We start from the raw sequence: 25,502 nt of genomic DNA, 5'->3' as shown, positions 1-25,502 counted from the left end.
CGCTTTCGGCTGCTTCGTGCCCCCACATTCGGTCATGCGGCACGATCGCCCCACCGTCCAAAAGCAGATGTTCCTTCATCCAGGCGGCAACCGACACGCAGTTGGGATAAGGCTTGGCAGGTGAAGTGGCCCGGCGACCAAATGCCGAGAACGTCTAGACAGTGACCACCACCTTGCCGATCTGCTCGCCGGCCTCGAGATACGCATAGGCCCCGCGAATCTCCTCCAGGGCAAATGTGCGGGAGATGATGGGACGGAAAACGCCGGAGGTCAGATTATCCAGGATGAACGCCTTGGCGGCCATTAGCTTCGCGGGGTCCCGGACAAGCTCGTGAACCAGATATCCGCGTATCGTCAGACTCTTCGCCAGCAATGCTGCCGGCGGCAAGTCACTTGTGCGGGCGTCCTGGGCACCATAGCTGACGATAATGCCACCGGCTGCCACCGCGGCGACCAACTCGGGGAGCAGCCGTCCTCCCACGGCGTCGAGGATCACTCGGGGACCTCCATCGCCCGAGATGTCGCGGATTGCGACGGCCACGCCGTCTCTATCGCTGGTCACGACATGTGCGGCGCCCGCTTCGAGCAGCGCGGTCCGCTTGCTGTCCGACCTGGTCACCGCAATCGAGAGGCCGCCCACCGCGTTCACGATCTGGATCGCCGCCAGTCCTACGCTGCTCGATGCGGCTGTGATGACCACGTGGTCGCCGGCATCGAGCTCCCCCGGCCCAATCAGGGCTCCGTACGCGGTCAGATACGCCATCCACGTCGCCGCCGCTTCGTCGAAAGACTGGCCGGCCGGCATCGGGACGACGAACTCAGCCGGGAAGTTGACCAATTCCGAATGGACGGGTCGCTGCCGCATCGAGATTGGTGGGATGAGCGCGACGTGATCCCCGACCGACAGCCCGGTGACGCGAGGCCCGACACTTTCGACAATGCCTGCCGCCTCTAGTCCGGACCCAGAGGGAAGCTCGGGCCGTTCGATGTAGATGCCGCTGCGGAACAAGGATTCGGCGCGGTTCAGACCGAGCGCGCGAACATCTATCCGCACCTCGCCTTCCTGCGGCTCCGTGACCGGATTCTCCTCGATCTCAAGGACCTCGGGACCGCCAAGGCGATAGAAGCGAACAATCCTGGCCATGCGGCACTCCTTCAGAAAATGACGTAATCGTGCCTGGACAGGATGTGGCCATGGATAAATGGCGTAGAGAGCGAGGCAATCGGTAACCGGAGTATGGAATGGATCGACTCTCGAGCATGGCGACCTTCGTCAAGGCCGTGGACCTGGGGTCCTTCGCCGCTGCTGCGGAGGCAAGCGGGCTATCGCCGACGATGGTGGGCAAGCACGTTCAGTATCTGGAGACGCGGCTCGGCGTGCGGCTCCTCAACAGGACGACTCGCAGACAAACTTTGACGGAGTTCGGGCGTGCCTATTACGACCGATGCCGGACGATCCTTCAAGAAGTCGAGGCCGCCGACGCGCTCGCATCCGACCATCTCAACACGCCTCACGGCACGCTGCGCGTGACGATGCCGGCACTTCTCGGCAGGGTATGCGTGGCACCGCTGTTGATTGAGCTGGCGGGCCGGCACCCCACACTTCAGCTCGACATGTCGATGGACGATCGGATCGTGGATATTGCCGCGGGAGCCTATGACCTGTCGGTGCGCACTGGGCAGCCCGAAGACCAAACAGGCCTGAAAACGATGCGGCTGGGAAGTCACCCCATGGTCGTGTGCGCCTCGCCCCATCTGCTGGACGCGGTGGGGGCCCCACAGACGTTGGCAGACCTGACAGAGCATCACGCCGTGATGTACGCCCGGCCAGGATGGAGCCACACCTGGCTGTTCCGTGAGGAGGACGGCCGGACCGTCGAGGTCTCGCCTTCAAGCCGCTTGCGGCTCAATGATCTGGCCGCGGTCGCCGACGCGGCTGCGGGCGGAGCCGGCTTGGCCTGGATCCCATGGTGGTTGGCAAGGCCTTATCTGGACAACGGTTCGCTCGTCGAAGTGCTTGGCGGCCGGCATTCCTTCGCTTTCGAGAACCACGCCGTGTGGCCAGAGGCGAGGCATCTGCCACTCAGAGTCCGACTGGCGATCGAAATACTGGCTGCGGAGCTCCCAGCCCGCCTCGCACCATCGTCCGCCGCGAGTGAAGGGAATGCGGCCGGGTAAGCATCTCCTCGCATCGCCCACATATCTCTTATGATGTTCCCTCTAATGCTTCGCGCCCGCATTGCCGTCGTCGGCGGCACGAGCGTCGATCCTGAAATCGGCCATTCGCTGATGTGCTCGTCGCGATAAACGGCAATCCGCCGGCCGCGTTATGTCGAGGTGCACGCAATGAAGCTGCGATCCTCACGACCTTATTCGATCTAGAGAGGAGCGCGGTCGGGCAGATCAAATCGTACTGGCGCCAGCTCGGCTTCGACGGGCAGATCCGACATGGCGCCTTCGTTCAGGAACTTCATGGCGGCGCTCCACAGATCGGGCCGATCCCGGAGCAATTGCAGCGAACCGGCGTGCTGACCGCGATGCACGATGATCGTGCGGGCGTTGGGATAGTAAGGCAGGATCCCGAACAGATTTTCGATGGGTGTGTTGGTATCCCAATCTCCCTGGACGAACAGGATAGGGGTATCGTCCCTCGTCGGCAGCCGGAACGCGTCGCCGAGGTCCTCGGTCGGCCAAGTGTCTGCAGAGGCGAGGTAGGTCGCGAAATTCCACGGTCCGATGATGTCCAGCGCGGGGTCGGTCAGGAGCTGGCGCTCGCGCTTTGCGCCGACGCCGGTGGCCGTATCGATCAGCGGTGAGATCAGATTGGTGTCGAAAGCCTTGCGGCCGTCGATCACTTCCCGCGCCCAGCGATCATAGCGTCCATGGTAGAGATCGATGACGAAGGCCGGCCAGCCGGCGGCGGTGGCGGCATGGTCGACGAGCGATTGCTGGAAGTCCCCGAGCCCGATCGTAACGGCAGTGGGCCCGCCGGCCTCGCCCGCTAGCGTCACGACGATCGGGCCGGTCGCCAGTCGGTCGCGTACCGCGCGAGCGGCCGCCATCAATCCGCCGGCCGGAATGTAAGGCTGCAGCGCCTTGTCCTGCTCGGCTTCGAACGCGATCCGCTGCATGGCGGCGTAGACCTGCGAGGGCATGTCGTAGCCATTATTGAGCGGTTCGACCGCCGAGATGAGCGCCCGCGCGACGATTCCGGGATGGCGCTTCATCACAGCGAAGCTCCACTGCGAACCGAAGCTCGCTCCGAGTAGCGAGATGCGCGGATAGCCTAGCGCCTGACGCACCGCGTCGACATCGTCGGCGCATTCGGCGATCGTATAGCCGGCAAGATCGTGCCCCGGGTTCCTGGCGCTGGCGGTTTTCGCCAGCGCCAGGGTCACTGCGACATTGTCCGCAACCGTGGTCGGACGATCCAGCGGCATCGCCGGATAGCGCAGCTCGAGCATATCGCCCCGTATCGTGAATCCGCGCTGCTCGACGATGACGAGGTCGGCACCGGCACTATAGTCCAGCCAATATCGCAGCCGGTGCCGTGCGGACGCGCTCTTGTCGCCGATCGTGTTGAGCAGGGTGAGGCCAGGGCCGCCGACGAGCAGGAAGATCGGCGGCGCCTTGGTCGCCACGCGTGCCTTCACGCGGAGGACGCCAACGCCGATCTGGCGACTCTCGCGTTTCGAGCGGTTTTCCGGAACGAGTATCGTGCCGATTTCGTAATGGACGGGCCTGCCGTCGGAGGCGGTTTCCACTCCCGGTGTGAGGACCAGCCCGGTCGACGCGTCAGCGGCTGCCGCCGGCGACGGCGACGCGGCCAATGGACTTGCCGCGAGGAGGCAGAGAGTGAGCGATCGAGTGAGGTTGCGCATGCGTCGCCTTCCAGTCATTGATCCTGTGTTGGCCGGATCGAAGGGGGGCCAAGGGGCCGATCTCGCCCTGCAACAATCGCCGGGACAGTCCCGCTTTCTAGCGATAGCGCCCGTCATATTGGCGTCCGATCGGTGAACGGCAGGATCAGGTCGGCAGGCGGCAAGACCATGGAGGAATTCGCTCTATAAGGCGGATCATGATCCGGCTCGCGGCGATCCTTCTGGTATTCCTCCTCGCGCCGCCCGTTCGGGCAGCCGATTTCCTCGACGTGCGCGACGTCGTCCTGTGCGCCGTTCCCGCCGGGACTCCGCCGGCATTCACCGAACCGTCATGCCGCAGCACGACGGTGGATGCGATCGACAGCCAGGACGGACCGGTCTGGATCAAGGCGATCATTCCGCTGCCGCGGAGCGATCGGCCGCTCGGTCTACGGATCGCCGCTATGGCGGCGAGCGAGGTCTGGTGGAACGACACTCGCCTCGGGGCGAACGGCAGGCCGGGCACCGACGCATCGGCCGAGACACCCGGTACGTTCGACGCAGTCTGGCCGCTTGCGCCCACTATCCTCCGACCGGGCGACAATGTCCTGGTCGCGCACCTCTCCTCCTGGCACCAGCCCTGGCGCGTAGGACATCCCGTCGTGCAGATCGACGTCGAGGAATATACCGGGCCGCAAGCGCCTCTCCTGCGCTATTATCTTCCTGCCTTGGCGACCGCCGGCATCTTCGCCATCGCCGCGATCTTCTTCGGCGGCGCGTGGTTCGCCGACCGCCGCAACTTGGGCTCGCTCGCTCTTGCTGCCTTGTCGGCCGCGACGCTGGCGCAATTGGCGGCCGAAGTGTCCCGCGGAGTCCTGGCCCTTCCATATCCCTGGCAGGGGCCGCGTCTGCTCATCATCATGATCTGCGCGAGCGGGGTCGGCATGTCGATGCTCGCCTATGCGGCATGGCATTATCGGCGCGATACCCTGGCTGCCTGGGTATCGGGAGGAGCGGTTGCCATGATCAGCGTGTGGCTGTTGCCGATCGCCGAGGATGCGCGATCGATGCTGGTCCTCGCACTTGGCGCATCGGGCGCAATCGCCGCCGTCTCCACCGCCGCCAGACGGCGCGACGGAAAGGGGCTGCGCGCCGGCCTTCTGCTGGCCGCGCTGGCGGTCTTCATCACCCTGCTGGCGCTCCAGCCGGATTTCCTCGACGGTGCGCAATATCTCACGCTGGCGGGGCTGGCCGCCATTCTGTTCGCCGACCAGATCCTTGTCCTCAGAAGGGCCCAGCGCGAGGCGGCGAGCGCGGCGATGCGCGCGGCGGGTCTGGAGACGGCGCTTCTGCGGCAGAGCATCGCGCCGCATTTCCTGCTCAACACGCTCAACAGCCTGGTTGAGTGGGTCGAAAGCGATCCGAAAGCCGGCGTCGAAATGATAGAATTGCTCGGCGACGAGTTCCGCACCCTCGCAAGGATCGCCGGGCAGCCGCTGATCGCGCTCGACGAGGAGATCGGGCTTTGCCGCGCCCATCTGAGATTGATGGCGTTTCGCACCGATGCCAGGCTCGGGCTCGATGTTGATGGAGACACCGCAACCCTCCAGATTCCCCCCGGCATCCTTCTCACACTGGTCGAGAATGCGCTGGTGCATGGCCGATATGCCGACGGCGCAAGCTTCTCGTTGAAGATCGTCCGCGCCGGGCCCCTGCTCGGTTTGCTCGAACTGACGACACCCGCAAGCCTGCGCGGCGGTGACGGATCCCTCAGGACGGGGACGGGGCTCGCTTATATCGGTGCCCAGATTGCGGCGGCGTTCGGAGCGGAGGCCACGGTCGATGCCCGGGCCGTGAGCGGCAGCATCTGGCGCACCACCATCGTCACCGGCGCCCTCTCATGAGACTGCTGCTGGTCGAGGATGAAGCATCCGCGATGCGCCGGCTGGTTCGGCTGGTTGGCGATTATCTGGGGAATCGCGCTTCATTCTGCTGCGTCGATCATGTCGCGTCGGCCGTCGAACAACTCGAAACCGTCGCTTTCGATGGCATCCTGCTCGATCTAAACCTCGGCGGCAGCGACGGGTTCGAAGTCATGCGTGCGGCCGGACGGACACCCTGCGTGGTCGTGTCGGCGCATGCCGACCGCTCGCTCGAGGCCTTCGACCATGCGGTGCTGGACTTCGTGCCCAAGCCGATCGTTCCGGCAAGACTTGCCCGCGCACTCGACCGGCTCGCCGCGATGGACGCCGGACAGCGGCGTCCATCGCTCGTCGTGCGGAGCATCGGCCGCGCCGAGATCGTCGATTGCGATGATCTGGTCCGTATCCAGGGAGCCGATGATTATGCCGAGCTGGTGACCATCGACGGCAGGCACTTGCTCCACGACGGCGGCCTTACCCTGCTCGAGCGACGCCTCCCGCCGAATTTCATTCGCGTCCACCGCTCGCACATCGTCAATGTCGCGCATGCTTCGGCGATCGTCCGCCAGGAGGGGGGCGCCGCTCTCAGGATGGCAGGTGGCCAGTTCGCACCCATCAGCCGACGTCGGCTCCAGATGGTCGAGCGCCGTTTACTGGAGGGCCAAGCGTCTCCCGGGGGCTGCCAGTGATGCCGGCCGGCAAGAGATCGCAAACAGGAGAAGCATGCGCGGATGGACGTTGGCGGCGGCAGCGGCGGCCGCATTGCTCCCCGCGTGCGGGGCGCGGTCACGTCTCCTGATGTCCTGCGCGATCCGCATTCGCGTCTTTTGCCATCCGGTTCCGGGATTTTGTGCCCGGCATTCGAGTGAAGCATAAACCGCGCCGCATCAGCGCGATGCGCTCTCTTCACGACCGACATGAATGGCCGGAGCCCGTCGCCTCAGCGGATTTTCGCTACCGCCTGGACATAGTCCGAATCGAGCGGATCGGTGGAGCATTGGGTATCTGGATGATAGGCGAGCGCGCCAAGAAGCCGCAGCACTTCTCGCGAATCGCGCGTAATTTTCCTATGCCGCGCTATCGGCGAAATGGCAGAGATGCGATGCAAGAGATCGATTGCCTGCCCCTCGCAACCCGTCTTGACGAGTGACAGTCTAAGCAGTTCCGCAAGCCGATCGTCACTGGCCGGCGCGGGAATATTGTCCAGTGCGCTGGGCGGTATGTAGGGGATCGGACGATCCCGGTCGAGCCGATCCCGACTGCTTACTGCCTCACTTGCATAGAGTCCGGCCAAGCCCGCGAGGAAACGCCCTTGCCTGCTCGGGCCGGCCGCCTCCCCGGCGCGCAACGCCATGATCTTGATGCGCAACAGGAAATCAAGCTCGCGCACACTTCGAGTCATTCCGACTGCCGCGGTCGGAAGTGCAATCGTGTCGCGCCCGGAGACGTCGAGCAAACCGACGTCGTCGTCCGCTGAAAGCCGCGCGCTCGAAGGCAAACTCGCGCCCCTTTCCGCATTCAGAACGGCAAGACGTTCGGCCAGGATTGCGTCGATCGATCGGGGGGACGCCGGCGTTCCCAGACTGGCCGGCATCGTGGCTATTGAAACGAACACTGCCACGGCAAGTAGCTCGATCTTACCCTTCGACGCTGACACGCTACCCCTCCCATCTAGAGGTGTCCGGCGGTTCGCTCGCGTGATCGATGGTTAGATCGCGCGACAAGGGAGCGCCATGTAACATGAAATTACCACCACAATGGCGAATTCCGTCGATTTTTACACTGCTTATCCGAGTAACGCAATCAAGCTGTGATTTTATGTGATATATTCGTGATACAATTGTTTCTTTACGACATTTTGCATTGACCGGATAAACGGGTATGGCATATCCGACAAGTGTCGTGTGCAGCGTTACCATCTGGCTCGTGACGGAGCAACCTTGGAGGGCTTTCATGCGCGTTCTTTCCGAAGAAGACCTGCAGACTATCTCTGGTGGGCTGTATTCAGTACCGGAGCCGATCGAGGGCGGCGGCGATGTCGGTGACTATGTCAATATGACCTATATTGGTGATAGCTACGAAATTACGCCGACCGACATGATCAGTGATCAGGCGCTGGTCGACTATCAGTCTGCCGCCAATACAATGGATAGCGCAGGACTGACCAACTATGTCGCCGCCAGCGCGCAAGATTTCGGCATTCCGGTTGGGCCGTTCACGATTACGCCAATTTACAATCCGTTCAGCGGACCCAACGACATCCGCTACGGTGCCAAGGCGAAGGTTCGCTGCTAACTTGCCTCCGGACCGGGGTCGTTCGGCTCCGGTCCAATTCTTCAAGAATCGTAGCGCTTCCCGCGCCTGGTGGCATCGTGACTTTCCAAAATTCAATCGATCCGGCTGCGGATAGCAGGTGGGTTCGCCCCCTCGTCATCGACAATTCTCCGGTCGACCGGGAAGGCGAGCAACTGCTTCGGCGGTTAGCAGTGCTGCCAATTCGCATGCGGCGCCGGCTATTGCGTGGCTGGTTCGTGGCCGGATGCACATTCGGGCGGTTCAAGCCCAGCTTGCGTGAAGTCACGCGCGTGGCCACCGTTCTTCATATGCCGTTACGCGCTGCCTATCGCGTGGTGCGGCTGTCCTATTTCCACGACCTGCTGTTCGCGATGGAGTGGTGCGCACTGGCGTCGCGCCCGCTTCCAGGATTGCTGCGCGATGCCGACTATGTCGTCTCTTCCGATCCGGAGACGATCGAACTGGCGGCTGGCCTTCCGGCGGTAATTGTCGCGCTACCCCATATGGGTCCTTATTCTGCGTCGATCGCCTGGCTGGCCGAGCGCTATTTTCGGGGGCGCGAGATCATTCTCGTTAGAAGCAAGCAGGCCACTCCCGAAGAACACCAATCGCTTGAGCGGCTCGACGCTCTCGGCGTTACTCTCCGAATATTTTTCATCGACAGGCAAGATGAGTTCATCGAATTGCTTCGTGCGGTCCGTCGCGGCGCAGTGTTGATTACGCTGGTCGACCTGCCACAGCAATATGGCCGTTCGGTCGAGGCCGATATTCTATGGCGACCTGGCCGGTTGGCGATGGGCGTATCGGATCTGGCCGCGCTATGCCGCGCGCCGATCCTGCTGCTGCGGACGCGCTGCGATGGCGTCCGCGATACGATCCTTGTCGAGGGCATGATCGATGTCGCCGCTTGCGACGCCGTATCGCGCAACCATACCGCAGGGCTGATCGCGCGATTTCTCAGCCGCGCCGTCATCGCCAGCCCAGCACAATGGCATTTGTGGGACCGGCTCGAGGAGTTCTATGCCCCTGCGGATGCACGAGCTTGATCCGGCGCCCCGCCAACCCGCGTGGCGGCGACGACATGGACTCGCCGGTGCTGCTTGCGCAACCGGTGGTGCATTGGCTGGTCACGGCCCTGTTCGGCACGATCCTCCTCAGCGGCCTGGCAATCGCGCTGCTCGGCAGCTACAGCCGTCGCGAGACGGTGCGCGGCGAAATCGTCGCGCGCGACGGCTTCACGACGGTCGCCAGCGAGCGCGCAGGCACGGTCGTCGAACTCAAGGCGAAACTGGGCGATCGCATACAGGCTGGTCAGCTCCTCGCAATAGTCCAGGTCCCGCGCATTGTCGCGAGCTCAGGTGACACCGCGGTGATGACGATCGGGCGACTGCAGCGAATGCGCGCCAACATGGACCTGCAAACCGCCGATCTCGAGCGCTCGCTCCGCGAGTGGCAGGGGCAGCTGGCAGACCTGAATGCCACATCCGAAACTTCGCTGCACTCGATCGCGCGGAACCTCCGCGCGGTCCAGGGACAACGTCAGATTGCCGAGCGTCGGCTCCGCGCGCTCAGCACGCTCGCGGACAGCGGCTTTGTCACCGAGACGACACTTGACCAGTTACGCAGCACCATCCTTCAAATCGATCAGGCGATGGCGAGTTCCGACTTGCGCAATGCAGAGATCAGGCGCGAGCGGGCCGACCGGCTGGCTTCGATGCACGCCGAGGAGCGCGCGCTGCGGCAGGGACTGCTCGACCTGCGCAACCAGCGGCTTCAGATCGACACCCAGATCCACGATCTCGAATCGCAGGAGTTCGTGCGGATCATTGCGCCCGCGTCGGGCGAGATCCGCGCCAGTTCAGTGCGTCCGGGGCAACGGATCGAGGCGGGAGATCGCCTCTTCGCACTCGCCCGGCCCGGATCCGAGCTGGTGGTGTCGCTGGACGCGCCGTCCGCCGCGATCGGCTTCATCGAACCGGGCCAGCGCGTCGTCCTCAAATACGATGCCTTCCCCTACCAGGCATTCGGCATCCGCTACGGAACGGTGAGCGCGGTCCAGCAGGTTTCGCTCGATCCCGACGAGCCGGCGAATGAAAAGGCGCAAGGCCGGCGCTTTCGCGTCGAGGTCCACCCCGATGCTCCTTATGTCAACGCCTACGGCCAAGCTCGTCCGCTCAAGATCGGCATGGCGTTGACAGCCGAAGTCACACTCGAGAGGCGCCGTCTGATCGACTGGTTGCTTGAGCCGCTTTATTCAATGCGGGGGCAAATTTCATGAACCCGCTGGCTGCCTTCAAGCGGCGCCTGCCGATGGTGATGCAGGACGCAGACGGCGAGTGCGGCCTCGCCTGCCTCGTGATGGTCGCCCAATGGCACGGCCACCGGCTGGATCTCAACTATCTTCGCAACGCCTTTCCCACTACGCGCCAAGGGCTGAACCTTGCCAATGTCTCGCGCGTGGCGGGGCAACTCAATTTTGCGTGCCGCGGGCTCCACGTCGATACGCTCGACGAACTGGCGCTGGTCCGGCGCCCCGCGATCCTGCACTGGGACAGGAACCATTTCGTTGTGCTGGAGTCGATCCGGTACGGGCGCTACACCATCCACGATCCCGCCGGCGGCGTACGCACCTACGGTACCGCCGAATTTGAACGCCATTTCTCGGGGGCTCTGCTCGAACTCCAGCCCAGCGATTCATTCGCCGAGATCGTTCAGGAGAAGCGCTACACCCTCTCGAAAATCCTGCGGCTGACCTATGGCCTGCGCACTTCGGTCATGCAGGTCGTAACAGTCGCGCTCACCGGCAGTCTGTTGTCGCTGGCGCTGCCGGCGATCGTGCAGGTTGCGATCGATTCGGTGGTACCCAAAAGCGATTTCAATCTGCTTCAGATCCTGGCGATCGCGATCTTCTTCGTCTCGGCAACTGCCGGCCTTGCCGAATGGATGCAGAGGCGCATCGTCGCCAATGCCGGCAGTGCCTTTTTCGCGCAGCTAACTCGCAACGCAGTCGGGCACATCTTTCGTCTGCCCTTACGCTATTTCGAATCACGCCATCCCGGCGACGTTGCGACGCGGCTCGATTCGATCGAGCAGGTCCGTTCAGTCGTCACCAATTCGCTGGTGGACGCGATCGTTGACGGCGCCATGCTGATACTCTGCGGCATCTTGATGTTCCTCTATATCCCTTCGCTTGCGGCGATGGTGACCGCAGTTTTCCTCGCCGTAATTGCTATCCGTCTGCTGCTCTACCCGGCCATGCGGCGCGAAGGCGCGGTGGCATTAAGGGCCAAGTCCGAGGAGCGTTCGCGGCTGATCGACAATCTGCGCGCCGCCGCCGCACTCAAGACCGCCAACGCCACTGTCAATACCAATGCCCGTTGGAACGACAGCCTCGTGCGCGCGGTCAATGCCGGCTTCCGCGTAGGGCTGATCGAAGCCAACGCGGTGCTGCTCGTCGAAATCGTGACTGCGCTCGGCACCGCGTTGGTGCTTTATTTCGGTGTGCTCGCGGTACTCACGCAATCGGTGACGGTGGGCATGCTCTATGCCTTCTTCACCTATCGCGGGATGTTTTTCGACCGGATCGACAAGCTGGTGAAGGTGATGAACGACGTCGCGATGCTGGCCAACAACATGGGCCGTCTGAGCGACTTTCTCGAACAGAATGTCGAGGCGGCCGGCCGGGCAATGGATCGTCGCATCCGTACCTCGGTGACGCTCTCCGGCGTCACTTTTCGCGCTGGCTTCGCCGACAAGCCGATCCTCTCCGATCTCTCTCTGACGATTCCGCTGCGCGACATGTCGATGATCGCCATCGTCGGCGCTTCGGGGTCGGGAAAGACCACATTGCTCAAGCTACTCGCGGGGCTGTACTCCCCGAGTGAGGGCCAGCATCTGGTCGACGGCATTCCACTCGCTGCTTGGGGACTGGCGCCCTATCGCGACAATATCGGCCTGCTGCTCGGCTCGGACAAGTTGCTTCGCGGCACGGTGATCGAGAATGTCACCTGCTTCTCACCGGCGCCCGACATGGCCCGCGTGGATGATGCGCTGCGTCTGAGCAGCCTCGACGAAGTGGTCAACGCCCTTCCGCGCTGCGCCGAGACGATGGTGAGCGAGGAGAATGGCGTCCTGTCGAGCGGGCAGCGCCGCCGTCTGATGCTCGCCCGGGCGCTCTATCGCGACGCCTCGCTGCTGCTGCTCGACGAAGTCACTTCGAACCTCGACTCCGAGACGGTCGACATGCTGTTGCTGCGGCTCGCGGAGATTCCCGCGACCAAGCTCATTGCTACTCACGATCCGCGCGTAATCGCACGCTGCGCAACGGTTTACGAACTTGTGGGCGGCCGACTTGTGCCGAGCGGCGGAACGGGAACCATGGCGGCATAGGGGGGAAGAACGATGCCTGAAGTCGAGCAAGCGTATTCGATTATCGCTGAGGTTCTTGCGCGCTCGATCGGTGAGGAAATCGTGGTCACGCCCGACACGCAGCTATCGGCCTTGGCGCTCGATTCGCTCAGCCTGGTCGAAGTGATTTTCGAGATCGAGGAAAGGTTCAACGTCGAGCTGCCATTCAACATCAATGATTTCGCGCGGGACCAAGGACAGGAAGGCACCGTCGGCGACCTGATCGCGATGGTGGTCGCCGCGCAAGCGGCAAAGGGTCGCGCGGCTTGAAGCGAGTCGTCGTCACAGGCATGGGTGCGGTCAGTTGTCTTGGCAACAGCATGACCGAGACCTGGCGCGCCGTTGCCGCTGGCGAATCGCGCTTCGCTCCTCCGACGCAGCCTGAGCTTTCCGGTTTTACGCGCCCGGTCGGCCAGGTCCGCGACTTCGATCCCGCAGGTCGGTTCACGCGCGAGCGGCTCGCGATGCTCGATCCAGTCGCACAATATGCCCTCGCCGCGTCCCGGGAGGCGCTGCTGGCAGCCCGCGTCGCGCCGGACGACATCGTTCCGGAGCGCTTTGCTTGCGTCGTCGGTACGGGCGCGGGCAGCCAGGTCACACAGGAAGAGGCATCGCGGAAACTATATACGAGCGGCAGTCCGCGCCTTCATCCGCTTACTGTGCCGCGCAGCATGTTCAGTGCGGTGGCGAGCCAGATCGCAATCGAGCACGGTATCAAGGGCGTCGTTTACACCGTCGCCAGTGCCTGCGCTTCTGCCGCTCATGCGATCGGTCAGGCATTTCAGCTTGTTCGCACCGGCTTGGCGGATGCGGCAATAACCGGCGGCAGCGAGGCGTGCCTCGCGCCGGGATGCCTCGCAGCCTGGCAGGCCCTTCATATCGTCGCCGAGGACACCTGTCGCCCCTTCTCTCGCGAACGCGGCGGTCTCGTTCTGGCGGAAGGCGCGGCAATGCTAATGCTCGAAGAGCGTGACGCCGCACTGGCCCGCGGCGCCACGGTATTGGGAGAAATCATCGGCTTCGGGGCCTGCTCGGACGCCGGTTCGATCACCTCGCCAGACGCAGGAGGTATGGCGCGCGCCATGCGGTTAGCGCTCGCTGACGCCGAACTGGCGGCGAGCGCAGTCGACGCGATCAACGCACACGGCACCGGCACTCAAGCCAATGATCGCTCCGAATGCGAGGCAATCGCGGAAGTATTCGGGGACCGCGCCACGACGCTGCCGGTCACTGCCACCAAGTCAACGCTCGGCCATGCACTCGGCGCGTCGGCCGCGCTGGAATTGGCAGTGACACTGAGTGCACTTGGCGCGCAATTCATCCCGCCAACCGCCAATTTTCTCACGCGCGATCCCGACTGCCCGATCGACTGCGTCCCCAATTTCGGGCGCAGTGCGACACTGGCGCACATGATCTCCAATTCATTCGCCTTCGGCGGCCTCAATGCCTCGATTCTGGTGCGGCATGCCGATGCCGCGTAATTCACAGGGGGAAAGACGATGCGCTTTTTAATGCCGTTCGCCGCCATATTGCTTGTGCCCGCAGTCGAATGCCAGGCGCAGGGTTCGGATGACGCCGAGCAGTTCAGTGGGCCTCACTTGGGTGCGGAGGCGGGCGCGACCGATCATCACTTTATTGTGACGGAGACTGGTCCGCACGGCTCCATCGACCGCAACGTAACCAAATGGGGTGTCGGAGGCGCCCTGTTTGCGGGCTATGACGTGGCGGTCGGCGGCCGGATGATCGCGGGTGTGGAAGGTGCGGTACAGTTTGGCGGCAGCACGCCATCGACGATCGCCGGAGGCCAACGCTTTGCCATCAAGCCGCGCTGGGGATATAGCGCCGTCGCGCGACTGGGCTACGCCGCCACCCCGGAATTGCTGCTCTATGCCGGCGGCGGTTATGGCGGGCATCGCTACAACCTCGACGTTCCGCCGGGCACCGCTGAATTTGACGCGTGGAACCAAAGCTTCGTCCTGACCGGCGGCGCCGAGTTTCGGACCGGCGAGAATACGGCGTTGCGCGCATCGTTCCAGCATCTCGATGGCACGCGCAATCAGGCCATGCTCGGCCTGCTCGTGCGATTTTGACGCGGAGTATGCCGGGGCGGTCGTGGATGCCGGCAATGCTGGCGATCATGCTGGTGTTCGGCTGCGCACATGGCGCGCGCGCGCAATTATATGCGCCGCGCAGCCATCCGCCTGCACCGAAGGCGTGGCAGGAACAGGCGCCCGAACCAAAGACCGTGCGGACCTCCGACGGTCTGGTGCTGAAGGGACTTTACTGGAGAGGGCGTGCCGAGCTGCCGCTCCTGCTCTTCTTCCAGGGCCGGTCCGGCGATCAGATGGATGCCGCACATTATGCCGAACCATTCGCCCTCGCCGGCTATCCGCTGCTGATCGCTTCCTATCGGGGCTATGGGGGCAATCCAGGCTCGCCGGATGAGGCGGGACTCACCCGCGACGGCCTCGCGTTTATTACGCTGGCGCGGGGCCTGCATCCGGAAGGGAAAGTATATCTCGTTGGCCATTCGCTCGGCGCCGCCGTGGCCATGAATGTCGCCGCGGAAGTGCCTGCGGACGGCATAATTGCGCTCGGCGCCTTCCCTGACCTTCGCTCCGTCGCGCCCAAATTGCTGCGGGGCTTCCTCGCCGATCGATATTCCAATTTAGATACCGCACGCCGGCTCACCACGCCGATCGTGCTGATCTACGGTCGAAACGATGACGTCGTTTCTTTCGCTCAGGCGCGGCAGCTGCTCGAGGCGACACCCTTGGATTCGCTATTGCTCGTTCTGGACAAGCAGGACCATCGCCCCGACTTGGCGCTGATTGCGGCTATCCTTCCAGCGATATTCGCTGCGGGGAAAGGCGAGTTCAACCCGCTGATTGCGGAAGCAAAAGCGCGAACTTTCGCAATTTTCCGAAAAGAACCGGCATCTTCGTCCTTGCCCTCTCCGCCAAAGCCTGCCGATCCGCAGTGATCGTCTTCCCTTCAGACCCCACGCGCGGTTTCCTTCAGCTTCATCGTGATTGCGCCATGTTCGGGGCGCCTGATCGACCAGCGTTTTGAAGGGACGCATTGCGCGTTTCCGCACGCCAGCGCGCAAGGGCGTCCAGTGCCGGCCTCAGGCCGGTGGCCAGATCGGGCGAGCAGATAGACCTGGCTGGCATGCGGCGGCTGTAGATGGTGCTGCTCGACGAGCTCCCCGCTTTCCAGAGCGCGAAGCCGGTCGGTCAATATATTGGTGCTGATCCGGGGAATCGCCGCCCTCGGATCCGAGAAGCGATGCTCGCCCGCGCCGAGACGAAGCAGTATCTGCAATGTCCAGCGTCCTTCGACGTTCTCGAGCGGATCCTCGATCGGACCGGCGCCTACTCGAAACGCGCGATGCCGGCGTTCAGGCAAGGACGGCTGCCACGCGCGTCGCCATCGCTTCCCGTGCTCTTGGCGGCGGGTGGGACGCTCGTCGGGCCGTTGAGCTTTGGTTTTCACGCCGGACCGGGGCGTCGAGGCAGTTCCGATCCCATCCGGGCAAGCCGCTGAAAATCGCGTGATCGCCGCCGCTTCGCCAACGGCCACTTCCCGCCGATCGCGAAGGCTCAGCTCGCTTTGTAGGTCGGCGTGCCGTTGGCGTAGTTCACCGTGACATAGGCGTTGTCGCAGACGTTGATACCCGACCAGACCGCGCTGGTATCGTCGGCGAAGGTCGCCTTGATGTCGTATTTGCAGCCGGAGCCCTTGTCGAAATGCACGGTCATCCGTTTGCCCGGCCCGGTTACGCCTTCGCGCTTCATCTCGGGATCGACCTTGTTGGCGACCCAGGTGCCCGCGCCGCCGGCCGAGATCTCGACGCTCTTGATCGGCTTGCCGGTGTTGTTGACGAGGACGAAGTCCCAATCCTCGGCCAGCGCCGGCGCGGCGAACGTCATCGCGGCGGCGATCGTCATCGCTGTTTTGATCATCGCAGTCCCCTCCTGCATTTGCCCTTTTCTGCTCCGCAGAGTGCGCCTCTGCGGGGCGCTCGGCAAGGGGGAAGCGGTGCTCTCTAGAGCGCGCGGACGAGCCGCACCGCACAGGCGATCCATGGCGGATCGGAGACCACCTGCTGGCGCGCGCCGGCGCCCAGGGGCAGCAAGTGGAGCTTGTCGCCTTCGCGCCCGATCAGCCGGCCGAACAGGAAGCGTCCCGCGGGACGGGGCACGAGCACGTCGCGGTTGAGCGCGCGGGTATAGGCCTCCGGCGCCAGCCGATCGCACCAGATCTCGTCGCCCGCACGATAATCGCCGATGCCTCCGCCGACGGTGACTGCGACCATCCCCGCCTCGCCGCGCGGCGGCACCACCGATGCGGCGCGGCGCGGCGCCTGCGCGCCGCTGCCGTCGAGCACCGCGGCGACGGCGATCTCGGGACGATCGGGCAGGCGGACCAGATCTGCCGAATCCACTCCGAGCGCGTCGGCGATGCGATTGAGCCAGCCGACCGAGACGGTTCGCGTACCGGTTTCGAGCCGGCCGATCGTCTGCGCGGTGGTGGGCGGGACGCAGCGCCGGGCGACTTCTTCCAAGGTAAGTCCCTTGGCGCGCCGCACCTCGCGGATTGCCGTGATCATCTGCGCAACTCCTAACCGATTTGGTTTTTTCTCTTTCCTACAAACAGGACTCCGTGGCAAGAGAAACGAATCGGAACAAAAGGAGATCGAAATGCGCAAGCTGGCAGAGCGGAATATCGACGGCTTGGGCGTCGCGAGCGTCGCGGCGCGGCGGACGGGCCGGCGGGTGACAGTGAATCTCGCCGAATCGCCGCTGACATGGCTGCGGTCGCGCGGCCGCATCGACGCGCGGCAATTCGAGGCGGGCGAGCGGCTGCGCGCCGATTACGAGACTGCCGCTCTGGGGCCGCGCGTGACGATGCGCTGGGATGCGAGCCCGCGTGCCGGCGGGCGACGCGGTCCTCCCGAAGCGCTGGATCCGACACTCGCGCAGATCGCGGCGAAGCGGCGTTTCACCGAAGCGGTGACGGCGGCCGGCCCGGGACTTTCGGATGTGCTGTGGCGCGTGGTGTGTGCGGGCGAGGGATTGGCCGCGGCGGAGAAATCGCTCGGCTGGCCGAGCCGCGCCGGCAAGCTGGTGCTCGGTTTCGCGCTCGATCGAGTCGCCGATCACTATCGGCTTCCGTGACGGCTCAGCCCTCGGCCACCGCTTGCGGTGCTGCTTCGTCGGACGGCGCTGGGCGCGCGAGAAAGCGGCTATAGGCCCAGCTTATCCCGATCAGCGCGACCCCGAGTGCTAGGAAGGACAGGATGCGCAGCACCCCGTCGAGCGCGGCGGCATCGACAAGGAAGACCTTGAACGTGACCAGGGTCAGCAAGGCGAGCCCGGCGATGCGGAGATCATGGACTTCGGCGGTGATGCCACGCCACAGCCAGAACAATGCGACGCCGAGCAAGGCGGCCGAATAGCCGCCATTCTCGAGTGTGGTGACCGGCCCGGTGAGCAGGCTGCCATGCGTCGCCTGACGGACCAGAGCGAGCGCTGCGACGATGGTCAGCAGGGCGGCGCCCGTGCGCCACGGCTGCTTGTCGGACAGCGTCCACAGCCAGAAGGCGGCGAGCGCGGCGTGGAGCACCGCGGCGTTGAACAGCGGGATAGCGCCTACCGCCTGCGCCTCGATCGCGGGATTGAAGATCAGCAGGTCGAACCAGGCGAGGCGCAGCAGCCCGAGGCCCAGCAGGATCATCGCGAGCGAAGGAAAGCGGCGGCTGCGGAGCAGATACCATCCCGCGGCGAGGCAGGCCTGTGTCAGCAGCGCGCGCTCGACGAAGCCGATCGCCACGAAGCGTTCCGGCGTGGCGATCGCCAGCGGCTGCTTGGCGAGCACATAGAGCAGCAGGATGCCGACGCCGATCGCGACGCTGCCGACGAAGCGGCGCGCGCGGCCGAGCTGGCGCGCATCGAGCAGGATCGCGAGCAGGGCGATGGTCGGCAACGCGAGCGTGCGGAACAGGTCGGGCAATGCCGGGATGCGGAGCAACGGCAAGCGATCGCCGCCCAGAGATGCCGAGATCAGATCGGCCAATCCCATCAGCGGCACTATGCCGGCGAGCAAGGCGGCGAGATAGGGCAGTGCCGGAAGCGCGAACAATGCAGGTGCACGCGCGGCGCGCGCCCAGCCGGCGAGGCCTACCAGCACGAGGGTGAGTGGGAGCCCGAGCCACGCATCCGGCACGAACTGCGCAAGCCCCAGCGCCGCGAGCAAGCCGGCGAGCAGGCTGGCGGCGGTGAGGACGATATCGTCCTTCTCGCTCTTGCGCCGCCACGCCATGTGCGCACAGGCGATGGCGGCGAGCAATTCGAGCGTACCCCATCCGACCGGTGCGAACAGCGACGGCGCGCAGCCATGCGCGACGAGTAGTGGTCCCGCGGTGCCGCCGAGCGCGAGCGCGGCCCAGCCGCGGTCCCGGTTCGCGAGCAGATGGCCGGGCACCGCGAACAACAGAGTCGCGACGATCGCGGCGAGCGGCGTCGCGCTGCGTTCGGGCTGAAGCAAGGCGAGCCCCTCGAGCACCAGCAAGAACCCGAGCGCTGCGAACGCGGCGGGCAGATAAAGCGATTGGCGCCACGACAGGAACAAGGCCGCGGCGGCGAGGACCAGATAGAAGCTCCAGGCGAGCGCGCTGAATTCGAGCGAGGGCGCGAGCGCGAGCAACTGGACGAAGCCGGCGACGAGCGGGGCGAGCCGCAGCCAGGGATTGCGCGTTCCGGTGGCGGGCAAGGCAGCGCTGGCGCAGGCGGCGAGCAACATAGTGAAGGCGCCGACAGCAGATAGATCCTGGTCACGCCCGTGCAGCGCGGCGATGAGGAAGTTGATCCAGCCGAACCCGGCGATGCTGGCGGCGAGCGCGAGCCAGCCCCAGCCGCGATGGATCGCCAGCCCGAACAAGGCGGCGATGAACAAAGCGAGATAGACGAGCAGCGGCCCGATGCCCGCGGCGTCGAACCCGGCCACCAAAGGCGCGACGAAGCCGCCGATCAGCGCCATCACCGCGGTGGGCGGGCCGTGGCGCAGGGCCAGCCCCATCGCCGCGGCGGTGACGAGGACGACGGCGACGAAGGCAGTGAGCGGCGCGATCAGATGGTAGAGCGCGGCCGCCATGTAGAGCGTGCCGTACAGGCTCGCGACGCCGGCGCCGGCGAGCACCTGCGCGACGCGCGGATCCTCGGCCGTTGCAGGGAACCGTCGCGCGGCCTCACTGGCGGCGATCAGCACCAGGCCGAACAAGGCGGCGATCGCAGTGCGTACGGCGGGACCGAGCAGCCCGCTCTCGATCGAATAGCGCACGAGAAAGAAGCCGGCGAGGACCAGCGCCGCGCCGCCGATCCAGATGGGCAGGCGACCGCCGATCAGCGATTCGAGATTGAGCGCAGGCGGCGCAGGGCGGGGCGGCGGTGCGGTACGCGCCGCCTGCGCCGGCGGCCGCTGCGCGGCGGCGGCGATCCGGGCGGTGGCGCGCTCGACCGCATCGGGAACGGTTTCGACACCGGCCTCCGCGAGGGGCGGCGCGGCAGGTGCGGCGAAACGGGACTCGCGCTCCTCTATCCCCGTCACGAGTGACTCGACGCGGCGCAACTCCTGTTCCAATATCGTCAGGCGCCGCAGGACCACGAAGAAGGCCACGGCGACGCCAGGGACGAGCAGGAACAGGAAGACTGTCAACGGCTTCTCCTTGGCACAGCGGATTCGCGCTGTCGTGGCGTATCAGGTGTTCCCCCGGGTCCGGAGTGCCGGTTTCGCAGCATGATGGAGGGGAATGTCCGATGATCGTATTTGGTTCGACACTTTCGCCTTATGTACGCAAATGCATGGTGTTCGGGGCGGAAAAAGGGCTGGAGCTCGAACTTCAGCCGGCCGGGTTGGGCCGCGGTGGTCCCGATTTCCAGGCGGCCAGCCCGTTCGGCAAGATACCCGGCTTCAAGGACGAGGATTTCCTGATCTCGGATTCGTCCGCGATCGTCGCGTATCTGGACGCCAAATATCCCGAGCCGAACCTGATTCCGCGCGAGCCGCGGGCCCGGGCCCGGACGATCTGGTACGACGAGCTGGCGGACACGATGATCATGGCGGCGGGCACTGCCATCTTCGGCAATCGCTTCGTCCGGCCACGCGTGCTCAAGCAGGAATGCGATCACGAGGCCGCGGATTGCGCCGAGCGCGACCTGCTGCCCCCGCTGTTCGACTATCTGGAGAACGTGATCCCGGCGAGCGGCTTCCTCGTCGAGGACCGGATCACGCTGGCCGACATCGCCGTGGCGAGCCCGTTCGCGACTTTGGGGTGCATCGGCGTGAAGGTCGATCCCAAGCGGCATCCGCGTACGGCGGGCTATGTCGAGGCGATCCTCGCGCGGCCGAGTTTCGCCGAGACCATCGGCAAGGATCAGGCGCTGGTGACCGCGATGGGCGGGCCGGTAGGCGCGCAACAGGCCGCGTGAGGGAGTAGCCATGCCGCATGCCGCACCCTAAATGGGCGGTATGCGGCTCGCCTTCGTCAAATGCCATGGATCGGGGAACGACTTTCCCCTTGTCGACGCGCGCGCGCTCGATCTGAGCGACGCGGAATGGGCGGGCGTGGCGCGCGCGCTCGCCGATCGGAACGGTCCGGTGGGCGGCGACGGATTGCTGCTGCTGACTGCCGGTGACGACAGCCACGCCTTTGGGATGCGGATGTTCAATTCGGACGGGTCCGAGGCGGAGACGTGCCTCAACGGACTGCGCTGCGTGGCGCGTGCGGGGTTCGAGGCGTTCGGGATCGATGCGGCGGAAGTGAAGCTCAAGACCAGCTCGGCGAGCGTCGCGCGCGAGGCGGGGCTGGCCCCGGGCGTGGCGACGGTTCGTACCCAGGTGGGGCCGGCCTCGATCGCGCTAGCCGATGTCGGCATCCGCGGCGCGCTGGATCAATTGCCGAGCGATCGCGCCTTCACTGCAGTGGCGATGCCCAACCCGCATCTGGTGACGTTCGTGGACGCGATCGACGAGGTCGAGCTGGTGGCGCTCGGCCAATGGTGCGAGAGCGGTCCGGCGCTGATCCCGGGACGCGCCAACGTCTCGTTCGTCGAGCAGCGCGGGCCCGACCTGTTCGTGCGGACCTTCGAGCGCGGCGTCGGGCTCACCGACAGCTGCGGCAGCGCGATGGCGGCCTCGATATTGTCGGCGGCATTGACCGGCCGTGTGCCGTTCGATGCCGATGTGCGCGTGTTCAACAAGGGCGGGCTGGTGCGCGGGCGCGCCGGCGCCGATCGCATGGTGACGATCAGCGGCAATGCGACCTTCCTCTACGACGCGAGCATCGAAGTGGATCCGGCGACCGCGACTGCCGGAGCGCCGGTGGTGCACAATCGCCGCGAAGGCGAGGCGCAGGCGTGGGACGCGGCGGTGAAGGCACTGGCCTGAGCTGGCCACGCTCGCGGCGCGTGACCAGCCTGGCCTGACGGGCGGCCGGACACGAACCGACGGTCGGAAGGGCCGGCCTCGCGATGGCGTCAGAACTGGAGGTTCAGCGCCAGCGCGAAGGTGCGGCCGAAATAGGCCGTGTATAGCGGGTCCTGCCGCGTCGTATCGGTGTAGAGCCGGTTCCGCTCGTTCGTGATATTCTGCACTTCGGCGATGAGCTTGATGTTCTTGTTGATGTTGTACGAGGCCGAGGCATCGACGAAGATCGAGCTTGCCGCGCCGTTGGCGTCGCTGTCGACCGGGCCGGGAATGCCGGTGAGATACCCCGAACGATAATTGACGGTCGAGCGGATGCTGAAGCGATCATCTTCATAATAGACCGTGCCGCTGGCCGTCTCCGGCGACAGGCCTACGAGCGGGGCAGTCACCGCCAAGGTCGGCTGGCCGGTGACGGGGTTGGTCTGCAGGATATAGTTGATGTTCGACCGTACCCGCGTGAAATTGGCCAGCGCGCCGAAGTTGCTGAGGAAGCCCGGGAGGAAGCGGAAGGGCAATTGCACGTTCACTTCGATTCCACTCAGCGGGCCGCCGGGCGTGTTGTTGCTGCGCGAGAAATTGAACAGTTCGGACGGGCTCGCGGTGCTGCCGGAGAGCAACGAGAGCGGCAGATTGAGGTCGCTGAACGGCACCAGCTGGTTCGTGTTCTGGATGTAGGTCTCGATGTTCTTGTGGAAATAGGCGACCGACAGCAGCGAGCCGGGCGCGAAATACCATTCGAGCGCCGCGTCGAAAGTGTTGGCGCGGATCGGATCGAGGAACGGATTGCTGGCCGATCCGGTACGGATGACGGCATTGACGCTCGCGCTCGGGATCAGCTGGCCGTAGGAGGGGCGCGACATCACCCGCGCCACGGACACGCGGCCGATCAGGTTCGAAGCCAGGTCGATCGCGACGTTGACCGACGGCAGCCAGTCTTCATAGGTGCGCGCGACGGGGGTTATCACGCCGAGCGTCGGATATTGCGATCCGGCCGGCGCGTTGACGGGGATCGTGCCCTCCGTGTTCAACTGGGTATGGACGTAACGGACGCCGGCGTCGCCGCGGACCGTGAACGGCAGCGTATCCTCGGTGGTGAACTTCACCATCAGATAGCCTGATTTGTATTTCTCCTCGACCCGGCCATAGGCGCTGCCGCATTCGATGCCGCACAAAGGATAGCTGTCGAAGTTGACCGCCGCGCGGAACTTGTCCGGGTCGATCGCGGCGAAATCCTGCATGTTGCCGCCGAGATTCTTGTTCACTCCCGTGGTGGTGAACGTCAGGTCGCTGAGCGAAACGCCCGCAGGCAGGATCTGTGGCAGGCGATAGACCGGTGCCAGGTCGAACTGGCGCTGGGTATAGGTGCCCGTGCGATATTGGCCGCCGGTCTGCACGGTGAAGCCGGGCGTCGCCGTCCATTCGGTATTGAGCTCGAACGTCTTGCTGACGATCTTATTGCGGCGGTCGAAATACGATATCTGGCCGCGCTGGTTGCCATCCGGCCGCGGCGGCCCGAACGAGAAGAGCGTCGGATCGGTCGGATCGACGCCGTAGCTCAGCTTCGGAATATCGGGGTTGTCGCGGAAGTCGATCGAGAAATTGTCGGTGTCGTTGGCGTCGATCGCCACCTGCAGCTTGTTGTCCTGCAGCACCGAATCGGAAATGCCGGCGAGACCGTAGGCACGGAAGCTGTCGCTGAAGCGATGATCGAAGTTGAAATTGACCTGACGGAAGGTGGAAGTGAACTTGTCGTTCTGCATTTCCGAACGCAGGTCGACGCCGTCCCACAAGCCGTGGATCAGCGATCCATTGTCATCGACCTCGATCTCCTTGATCGACATCATCGGCTGGCCGCCGTTCGACAAGGTGCGCCCCATCGATCGCGCGTCCAGCATCGTGTCGAGGCGATCGACCTTGAACCGCGCGTAGAGGCCGTCGAGGGAAATGTCGGTGTCGTCGGTCGGCTTCCATTGCAGCGTCAGCGATCCGGCGATGCGCTCCTGCTCCTGGCTCGACTTCACCGGGCGGGGCAGGCGCGGAAGGAACACGCCGCCGCCGGGCCGCCCCGATACGCCGGTGCGGCTCATGACATAGTCGTACGCTGCCTTGGTGCTGGTGCGCGGATTGCCGGTGCTGCAATTGTTCGCGTCGGCGCCGACCGAAACGCCCGGGTTGCCGACCGTGTTGTTCGGGCCGGGGCTGGTGACGGCGACGCCCTGATAGGTGTAGCCGATCGGGGTGCAGAACGGGAAGATGATCGACGTCGGCGTCGTCTGGCCCGGCAACAGCACCGACTGCGACTGGCCGGCGACATAGGTCGGCAGGATATCGACCGCCGAATAGGCATATTCCTCGATATGCCGCCGCGAATAAGCGATGCTGCCGAGCACGCCGAACGTGTCGCCGAACTTCTTCGACACCAATGCCGACAGGCGTGGGTCCGCCTTCTTGCTGATGTCGTTGTAGATGCCGCGCGCAGTGGCGGAGAAGACGAAGTCCTTCTTCTGGTCGAACGGCTTGGGCGCGCGCAGGTCCACCGTCGCGCCGAGCGATCCTTCCTCCACGTCGGCGGAAGTCGTCTTGCGCACCGTCAGCGACGAGAAGATTTCGGTCGGGAAGGTGATGAAGTCGAAGGAGCGCGACGTACTCACGCCGCCGCGGATGTCGGTCCCGGTCACCTGCGAGACGCCCTCCATCCCGTTGATGCGCACGCGCGTGAATTGCGCGCCGAGCCCGCGGACCGAGATGTTGCGGCCTTCGCCGCCGTCGCCGCGCGACAGCGCCACGCCGGGAACCCGCTGCATGGATTCGGCGAGGTTGGAATCGGGAAACTTGCCGATGTCCTCGGCGACGATGCTGTCGACCGCGGCGGTTTCCTGCCGCTTCACGTTCAATGCGCTGTCCAGCGATGCGCGGAAGCCCTGGACGACGATATCCTCGGCCTGCGGAGCGGCATCGCCCTGCGGTGCGGATGGACTGGCGGCGCTCTCGGTTTGGCCGGTGGCGGGCGCCGGCTCCTGCCCGGCCGTTTGGCCCAAGGCGGGCGACGCCAGCGCCAGCCCAATGAAACTCGTCGAAATCAGCAGTCCACGCTTGTTGCGCCGGTTGCAGTTCACATCGCCTCTCCCAATAGGCCCAGACGCTCCGGCGATCGCCGATGCGCTGCCGACAATCGACTTTTGTCTTTCTCGTCGGCGGGCCGGAGGTATCATCGCCAATTATATATGACAATAGTGGTCTGACAGTTGCCGTTGATGTGGCATGACCAAAGTGCCGCTGCGGACAATCTCTGTATTTGAGATAAAGTCCCACAAAATGGATAGAAGCCGAATTCTAGTATCGACCGCGAGAGCATTTCCCCAGTGTCGGCAGGCGTCCGCTGCTGTGGATCCGCTCCCCGATAAAAATGTCTGACAACCTATTGCACGTGGTCAGGCCACAAATTACTGATGGGGCAGAACAGGCCGCAAATTGCGGTGATAACGGCGATAACGCCATGCGAGAGTGGCCCGCTCTCGCAAGCGAATGAGGG

At 64.6% G+C, this 25,502-nt stretch carries 22 protein-coding genes; 14 read left to right on the top strand and 8 right to left on the bottom strand.

Annotated features, from left to right (window positions below; genetic code table 11):
- Positions 1 to 154 precede the first annotated feature (154 nt).
- A complete protein-coding gene (locus tag BR78_RS0113850) occupies positions 155 to 1,144 on the bottom strand; it encodes a zinc-dependent alcohol dehydrogenase family protein (protein WP_025560858.1) in 990 nt (329 codons plus the stop codon).
- A 116-nt stretch (positions 1,145 to 1,260) separates the two neighbouring features.
- On the opposite strand from BR78_RS0113850, the gene BR78_RS0113845 reads away from it, so the two are divergent.
- The gene (locus BR78_RS0113845; protein ID WP_197021377.1) at positions 1,261 to 2,178 is read left to right on the top strand and encodes a LysR family transcriptional regulator; all 918 of its coding nucleotides are present in this window, start codon (positions 1,261 to 1,263) and stop codon (positions 2,176 to 2,178) included.
- A 200-nt stretch (positions 2,179 to 2,378) separates the two neighbouring features.
- Here the strand turns inward: BR78_RS0113845 and BR78_RS0113840 are convergent, their stop codons facing one another.
- Positions 2,379 to 3,881 (bottom strand): alpha/beta fold hydrolase, encoded by a 1,503-nt coding sequence (locus tag BR78_RS0113840; RefSeq protein WP_025560856.1) that lies wholly within the window; start codon positions 3,879 to 3,881, stop codon positions 2,379 to 2,381.
- A 197-nt stretch (positions 3,882 to 4,078) separates the two neighbouring features.
- Here BR78_RS0113840 and BR78_RS0113835 point away from each other — a divergent pair, with 197 nt between their 5' ends.
- Both BR78_RS0113835 and BR78_RS0113830 read left to right on the top strand, forming a co-directional pair.
- On the top strand, positions 4,079 to 5,764 hold the full coding sequence (locus tag BR78_RS0113835; protein WP_025560855.1) for a histidine kinase: 1,686 nt from the start codon (positions 4,079 to 4,081) through the stop codon (positions 5,762 to 5,764).
- Positions 5,761 to 6,471, top strand: a complete 711-nt coding sequence (locus tag BR78_RS0113830) for a LytR/AlgR family response regulator transcription factor (RefSeq protein WP_025560854.1) — start codon at positions 5,761 to 5,763, stop codon at positions 6,469 to 6,471. Before BR78_RS0113835 ends, BR78_RS0113830 begins: the two co-directional genes overlap by 4 nt.
- A gap of 251 nt (positions 6,472 to 6,722) precedes the next feature.
- On the opposite strand, the gene BR78_RS0113825 is transcribed toward BR78_RS0113830, so the two are convergent.
- Positions 6,723 to 7,439, bottom strand: coding sequence for a hypothetical protein (locus BR78_RS0113825; RefSeq protein WP_049811565.1), 717 nt, complete (start codon positions 7,437 to 7,439; stop codon positions 6,723 to 6,725).
- Between the two features lie 296 nt (positions 7,440 to 7,735).
- On the opposite strand from BR78_RS0113825, the gene BR78_RS0113820 reads away from it, so the two are divergent.
- From BR78_RS0113820 to BR78_RS0113785, 8 genes are all read left to right on the top strand, one after another.
- A complete protein-coding gene (locus tag BR78_RS0113820) occupies positions 7,736 to 8,077 on the top strand; it encodes a hypothetical protein (protein ID WP_025560852.1) in 342 nt (113 codons plus the stop codon).
- 290 nt (positions 8,078 to 8,367) lie between these two features.
- Positions 8,368 to 9,123, top strand: a complete 756-nt coding sequence (locus tag BR78_RS22185; protein WP_231478264.1) for an LpxL/LpxP family acyltransferase — start codon at positions 8,368 to 8,370, stop codon at positions 9,121 to 9,123.
- Positions 9,066 to 10,355, top strand: a complete 1,290-nt coding sequence (locus BR78_RS0113810) for an HlyD family secretion protein (RefSeq protein WP_331280251.1) — start codon at positions 9,066 to 9,068, stop codon at positions 10,353 to 10,355. Before BR78_RS22185 ends, BR78_RS0113810 begins: the two co-directional genes overlap by 58 nt.
- A complete protein-coding gene (locus tag BR78_RS0113805; protein WP_029936774.1) occupies positions 10,352 to 12,466 on the top strand; it encodes a peptidase domain-containing ABC transporter in 2,115 nt (704 codons plus the stop codon). The genes BR78_RS0113810 and BR78_RS0113805 overlap by 4 nt, the downstream gene beginning before the upstream one ends.
- Before the next feature lie 12 nt (positions 12,467 to 12,478).
- Positions 12,479 to 12,754 (top strand): acyl carrier protein, encoded by a 276-nt coding sequence (locus BR78_RS21765; RefSeq protein WP_025560847.1) that lies wholly within the window; start codon positions 12,479 to 12,481, stop codon positions 12,752 to 12,754.
- A complete protein-coding gene (locus BR78_RS0113795) occupies positions 12,751 to 13,965 on the top strand; it encodes a beta-ketoacyl-[acyl-carrier-protein] synthase family protein (RefSeq protein WP_029936772.1) in 1,215 nt (404 codons plus the stop codon). The genes BR78_RS21765 and BR78_RS0113795 overlap by 4 nt, the downstream gene beginning before the upstream one ends.
- Before the next feature lie 18 nt (positions 13,966 to 13,983).
- Entirely contained in the window at positions 13,984 to 14,574 is a 591-nt protein-coding gene (locus tag BR78_RS0113790; protein ID WP_081855781.1) for an outer membrane beta-barrel protein, read from the top strand.
- A gap of 35 nt (positions 14,575 to 14,609) precedes the next feature.
- Positions 14,610 to 15,467, top strand: coding sequence for an alpha/beta hydrolase (locus BR78_RS0113785; RefSeq protein ID WP_051683341.1), 858 nt, complete (start codon positions 14,610 to 14,612; stop codon positions 15,465 to 15,467).
- 11 nt (positions 15,468 to 15,478) lie between these two features.
- Here the strand turns inward: BR78_RS0113785 and BR78_RS21375 are convergent, their stop codons facing one another.
- From BR78_RS21375 to BR78_RS0113770, 3 genes are all read right to left on the bottom strand, one after another.
- Positions 15,479 to 16,066 carry a winged helix-turn-helix transcriptional regulator gene (locus tag BR78_RS21375; protein WP_231478263.1) on the bottom strand — a complete coding sequence of 196 codons (588 nt, stop codon included), beginning with the start codon at positions 16,064 to 16,066 and terminating at the stop codon, positions 15,479 to 15,481.
- Positions 16,067 to 16,086: 20 nt separating this feature from the next.
- Positions 16,087 to 16,449 carry a hypothetical protein gene (locus BR78_RS0113775; protein ID WP_029936769.1) on the bottom strand — a complete coding sequence of 121 codons (363 nt, stop codon included), beginning with the start codon at positions 16,447 to 16,449 and terminating at the stop codon, positions 16,087 to 16,089.
- 83 nt (positions 16,450 to 16,532) lie between these two features.
- Entirely contained in the window at positions 16,533 to 17,096 is a 564-nt protein-coding gene (locus BR78_RS0113770; RefSeq protein ID WP_029936768.1) for a helix-turn-helix domain-containing protein, read from the bottom strand.
- A 91-nt stretch (positions 17,097 to 17,187) separates the two neighbouring features.
- On the opposite strand from BR78_RS0113770, the gene BR78_RS0113765 reads away from it, so the two are divergent.
- Entirely contained in the window at positions 17,188 to 17,664 is a 477-nt protein-coding gene (locus tag BR78_RS0113765) for a DUF6456 domain-containing protein (protein WP_029936767.1), read from the top strand.
- A gap of 4 nt (positions 17,665 to 17,668) precedes the next feature.
- Here BR78_RS0113765 and BR78_RS0113760 read toward each other — a convergent pair whose 3' ends face one another.
- Positions 17,669 to 20,200, bottom strand: coding sequence for a DUF2339 domain-containing protein (locus BR78_RS0113760; protein ID WP_051683340.1), 2,532 nt, complete (start codon positions 20,198 to 20,200; stop codon positions 17,669 to 17,671).
- 101 nt (positions 20,201 to 20,301) lie between these two features.
- On the opposite strand from BR78_RS0113760, the gene BR78_RS0113755 reads away from it, so the two are divergent.
- Complete coding sequence (locus tag BR78_RS0113755) at positions 20,302 to 20,973, top strand: glutathione S-transferase family protein (RefSeq protein ID WP_029936765.1); 672 nt, start codon at positions 20,302 to 20,304, stop codon at positions 20,971 to 20,973.
- Between the two features lie 40 nt (positions 20,974 to 21,013).
- Positions 21,014 to 21,931, top strand: a complete 918-nt coding sequence (gene dapF, locus BR78_RS0113750) for a diaminopimelate epimerase (protein ID WP_029936764.1) — start codon at positions 21,014 to 21,016, stop codon at positions 21,929 to 21,931.
- A gap of 89 nt (positions 21,932 to 22,020) precedes the next feature.
- Here dapF and BR78_RS0113745 read toward each other — a convergent pair whose 3' ends face one another.
- Positions 22,021 to 25,086: a TonB-dependent receptor gene (locus tag BR78_RS0113745; RefSeq protein ID WP_197021376.1), complete on the bottom strand. Its 3,066-nt coding sequence runs from the start codon at positions 25,084 to 25,086 to the stop codon at positions 22,021 to 22,023.
- Positions 25,087 to 25,502: the final 416 nt, after the last annotated feature.

Origin of the sequence: Sphingomonas sp. UNC305MFCol5.2, assembly GCF_000712135.1 — a bacterium.
Classification (GTDB): Bacteria; Pseudomonadota; Alphaproteobacteria; order Sphingomonadales; family Sphingomonadaceae; genus Sphingomonas.
Note: the sequence above shows the minus strand (reverse complement) of the source record. Positions and strands in the feature narration are given on the sequence as shown.

Coding starts and splice junctions, on each gene's coding strand:
- BR78_RS0113850 (WP_025560858.1), bottom strand. CDS start 1,144: ATGGCCAGGATTGTTCGCTTCTATCGCCTTGGCGGTCCCGAGGTCCTT.
- BR78_RS0113845 (WP_197021377.1), top strand. CDS start 1,261: ATGGCGACCTTCGTCAAGGCCGTGGACCTGGGGTCCTTCGCCGCTGCT.
- BR78_RS0113840 (WP_025560856.1), bottom strand. CDS start 3,881: ATGCGCAACCTCACTCGATCGCTCACTCTCTGCCTCCTCGCGGCAAGT.
- BR78_RS0113835 (WP_025560855.1), top strand. CDS start 4,079: ATGATCCGGCTCGCGGCGATCCTTCTGGTATTCCTCCTCGCGCCGCCC.
- BR78_RS0113830 (WP_025560854.1), top strand. CDS start 5,761: ATGAGACTGCTGCTGGTCGAGGATGAAGCATCCGCGATGCGCCGGCTG.
- BR78_RS0113820 (WP_025560852.1), top strand. CDS start 7,736: ATGCGCGTTCTTTCCGAAGAAGACCTGCAGACTATCTCTGGTGGGCTG.
- BR78_RS0113810 (WP_331280251.1), top strand. CDS start 9,066: ATGGCATTTGTGGGACCGGCTCGAGGAGTTCTATGCCCCTGCGGATGC.
- BR78_RS0113805 (WP_029936774.1), top strand. CDS start 10,352: ATGAACCCGCTGGCTGCCTTCAAGCGGCGCCTGCCGATGGTGATGCAG.
- BR78_RS21765 (WP_025560847.1), top strand. CDS start 12,479: ATGCCTGAAGTCGAGCAAGCGTATTCGATTATCGCTGAGGTTCTTGCG.
- BR78_RS0113790 (WP_081855781.1), top strand. CDS start 13,984: ATGCGCTTTTTAATGCCGTTCGCCGCCATATTGCTTGTGCCCGCAGTC.
- BR78_RS0113785 (WP_051683341.1), top strand. CDS start 14,610: ATGCTGGCGATCATGCTGGTGTTCGGCTGCGCACATGGCGCGCGCGCG.
- BR78_RS0113775 (WP_029936769.1), bottom strand. CDS start 16,449: ATGATCAAAACAGCGATGACGATCGCCGCCGCGATGACGTTCGCCGCG.
- BR78_RS0113770 (WP_029936768.1), bottom strand. CDS start 17,096: ATGATCACGGCAATCCGCGAGGTGCGGCGCGCCAAGGGACTTACCTTG.
- BR78_RS0113765 (WP_029936767.1), top strand. CDS start 17,188: ATGCGCAAGCTGGCAGAGCGGAATATCGACGGCTTGGGCGTCGCGAGC.
- BR78_RS0113755 (WP_029936765.1), top strand. CDS start 20,302: ATGATCGTATTTGGTTCGACACTTTCGCCTTATGTACGCAAATGCATG.
- dapF (WP_029936764.1), top strand. CDS start 21,014: ATGCGGCTCGCCTTCGTCAAATGCCATGGATCGGGGAACGACTTTCCC.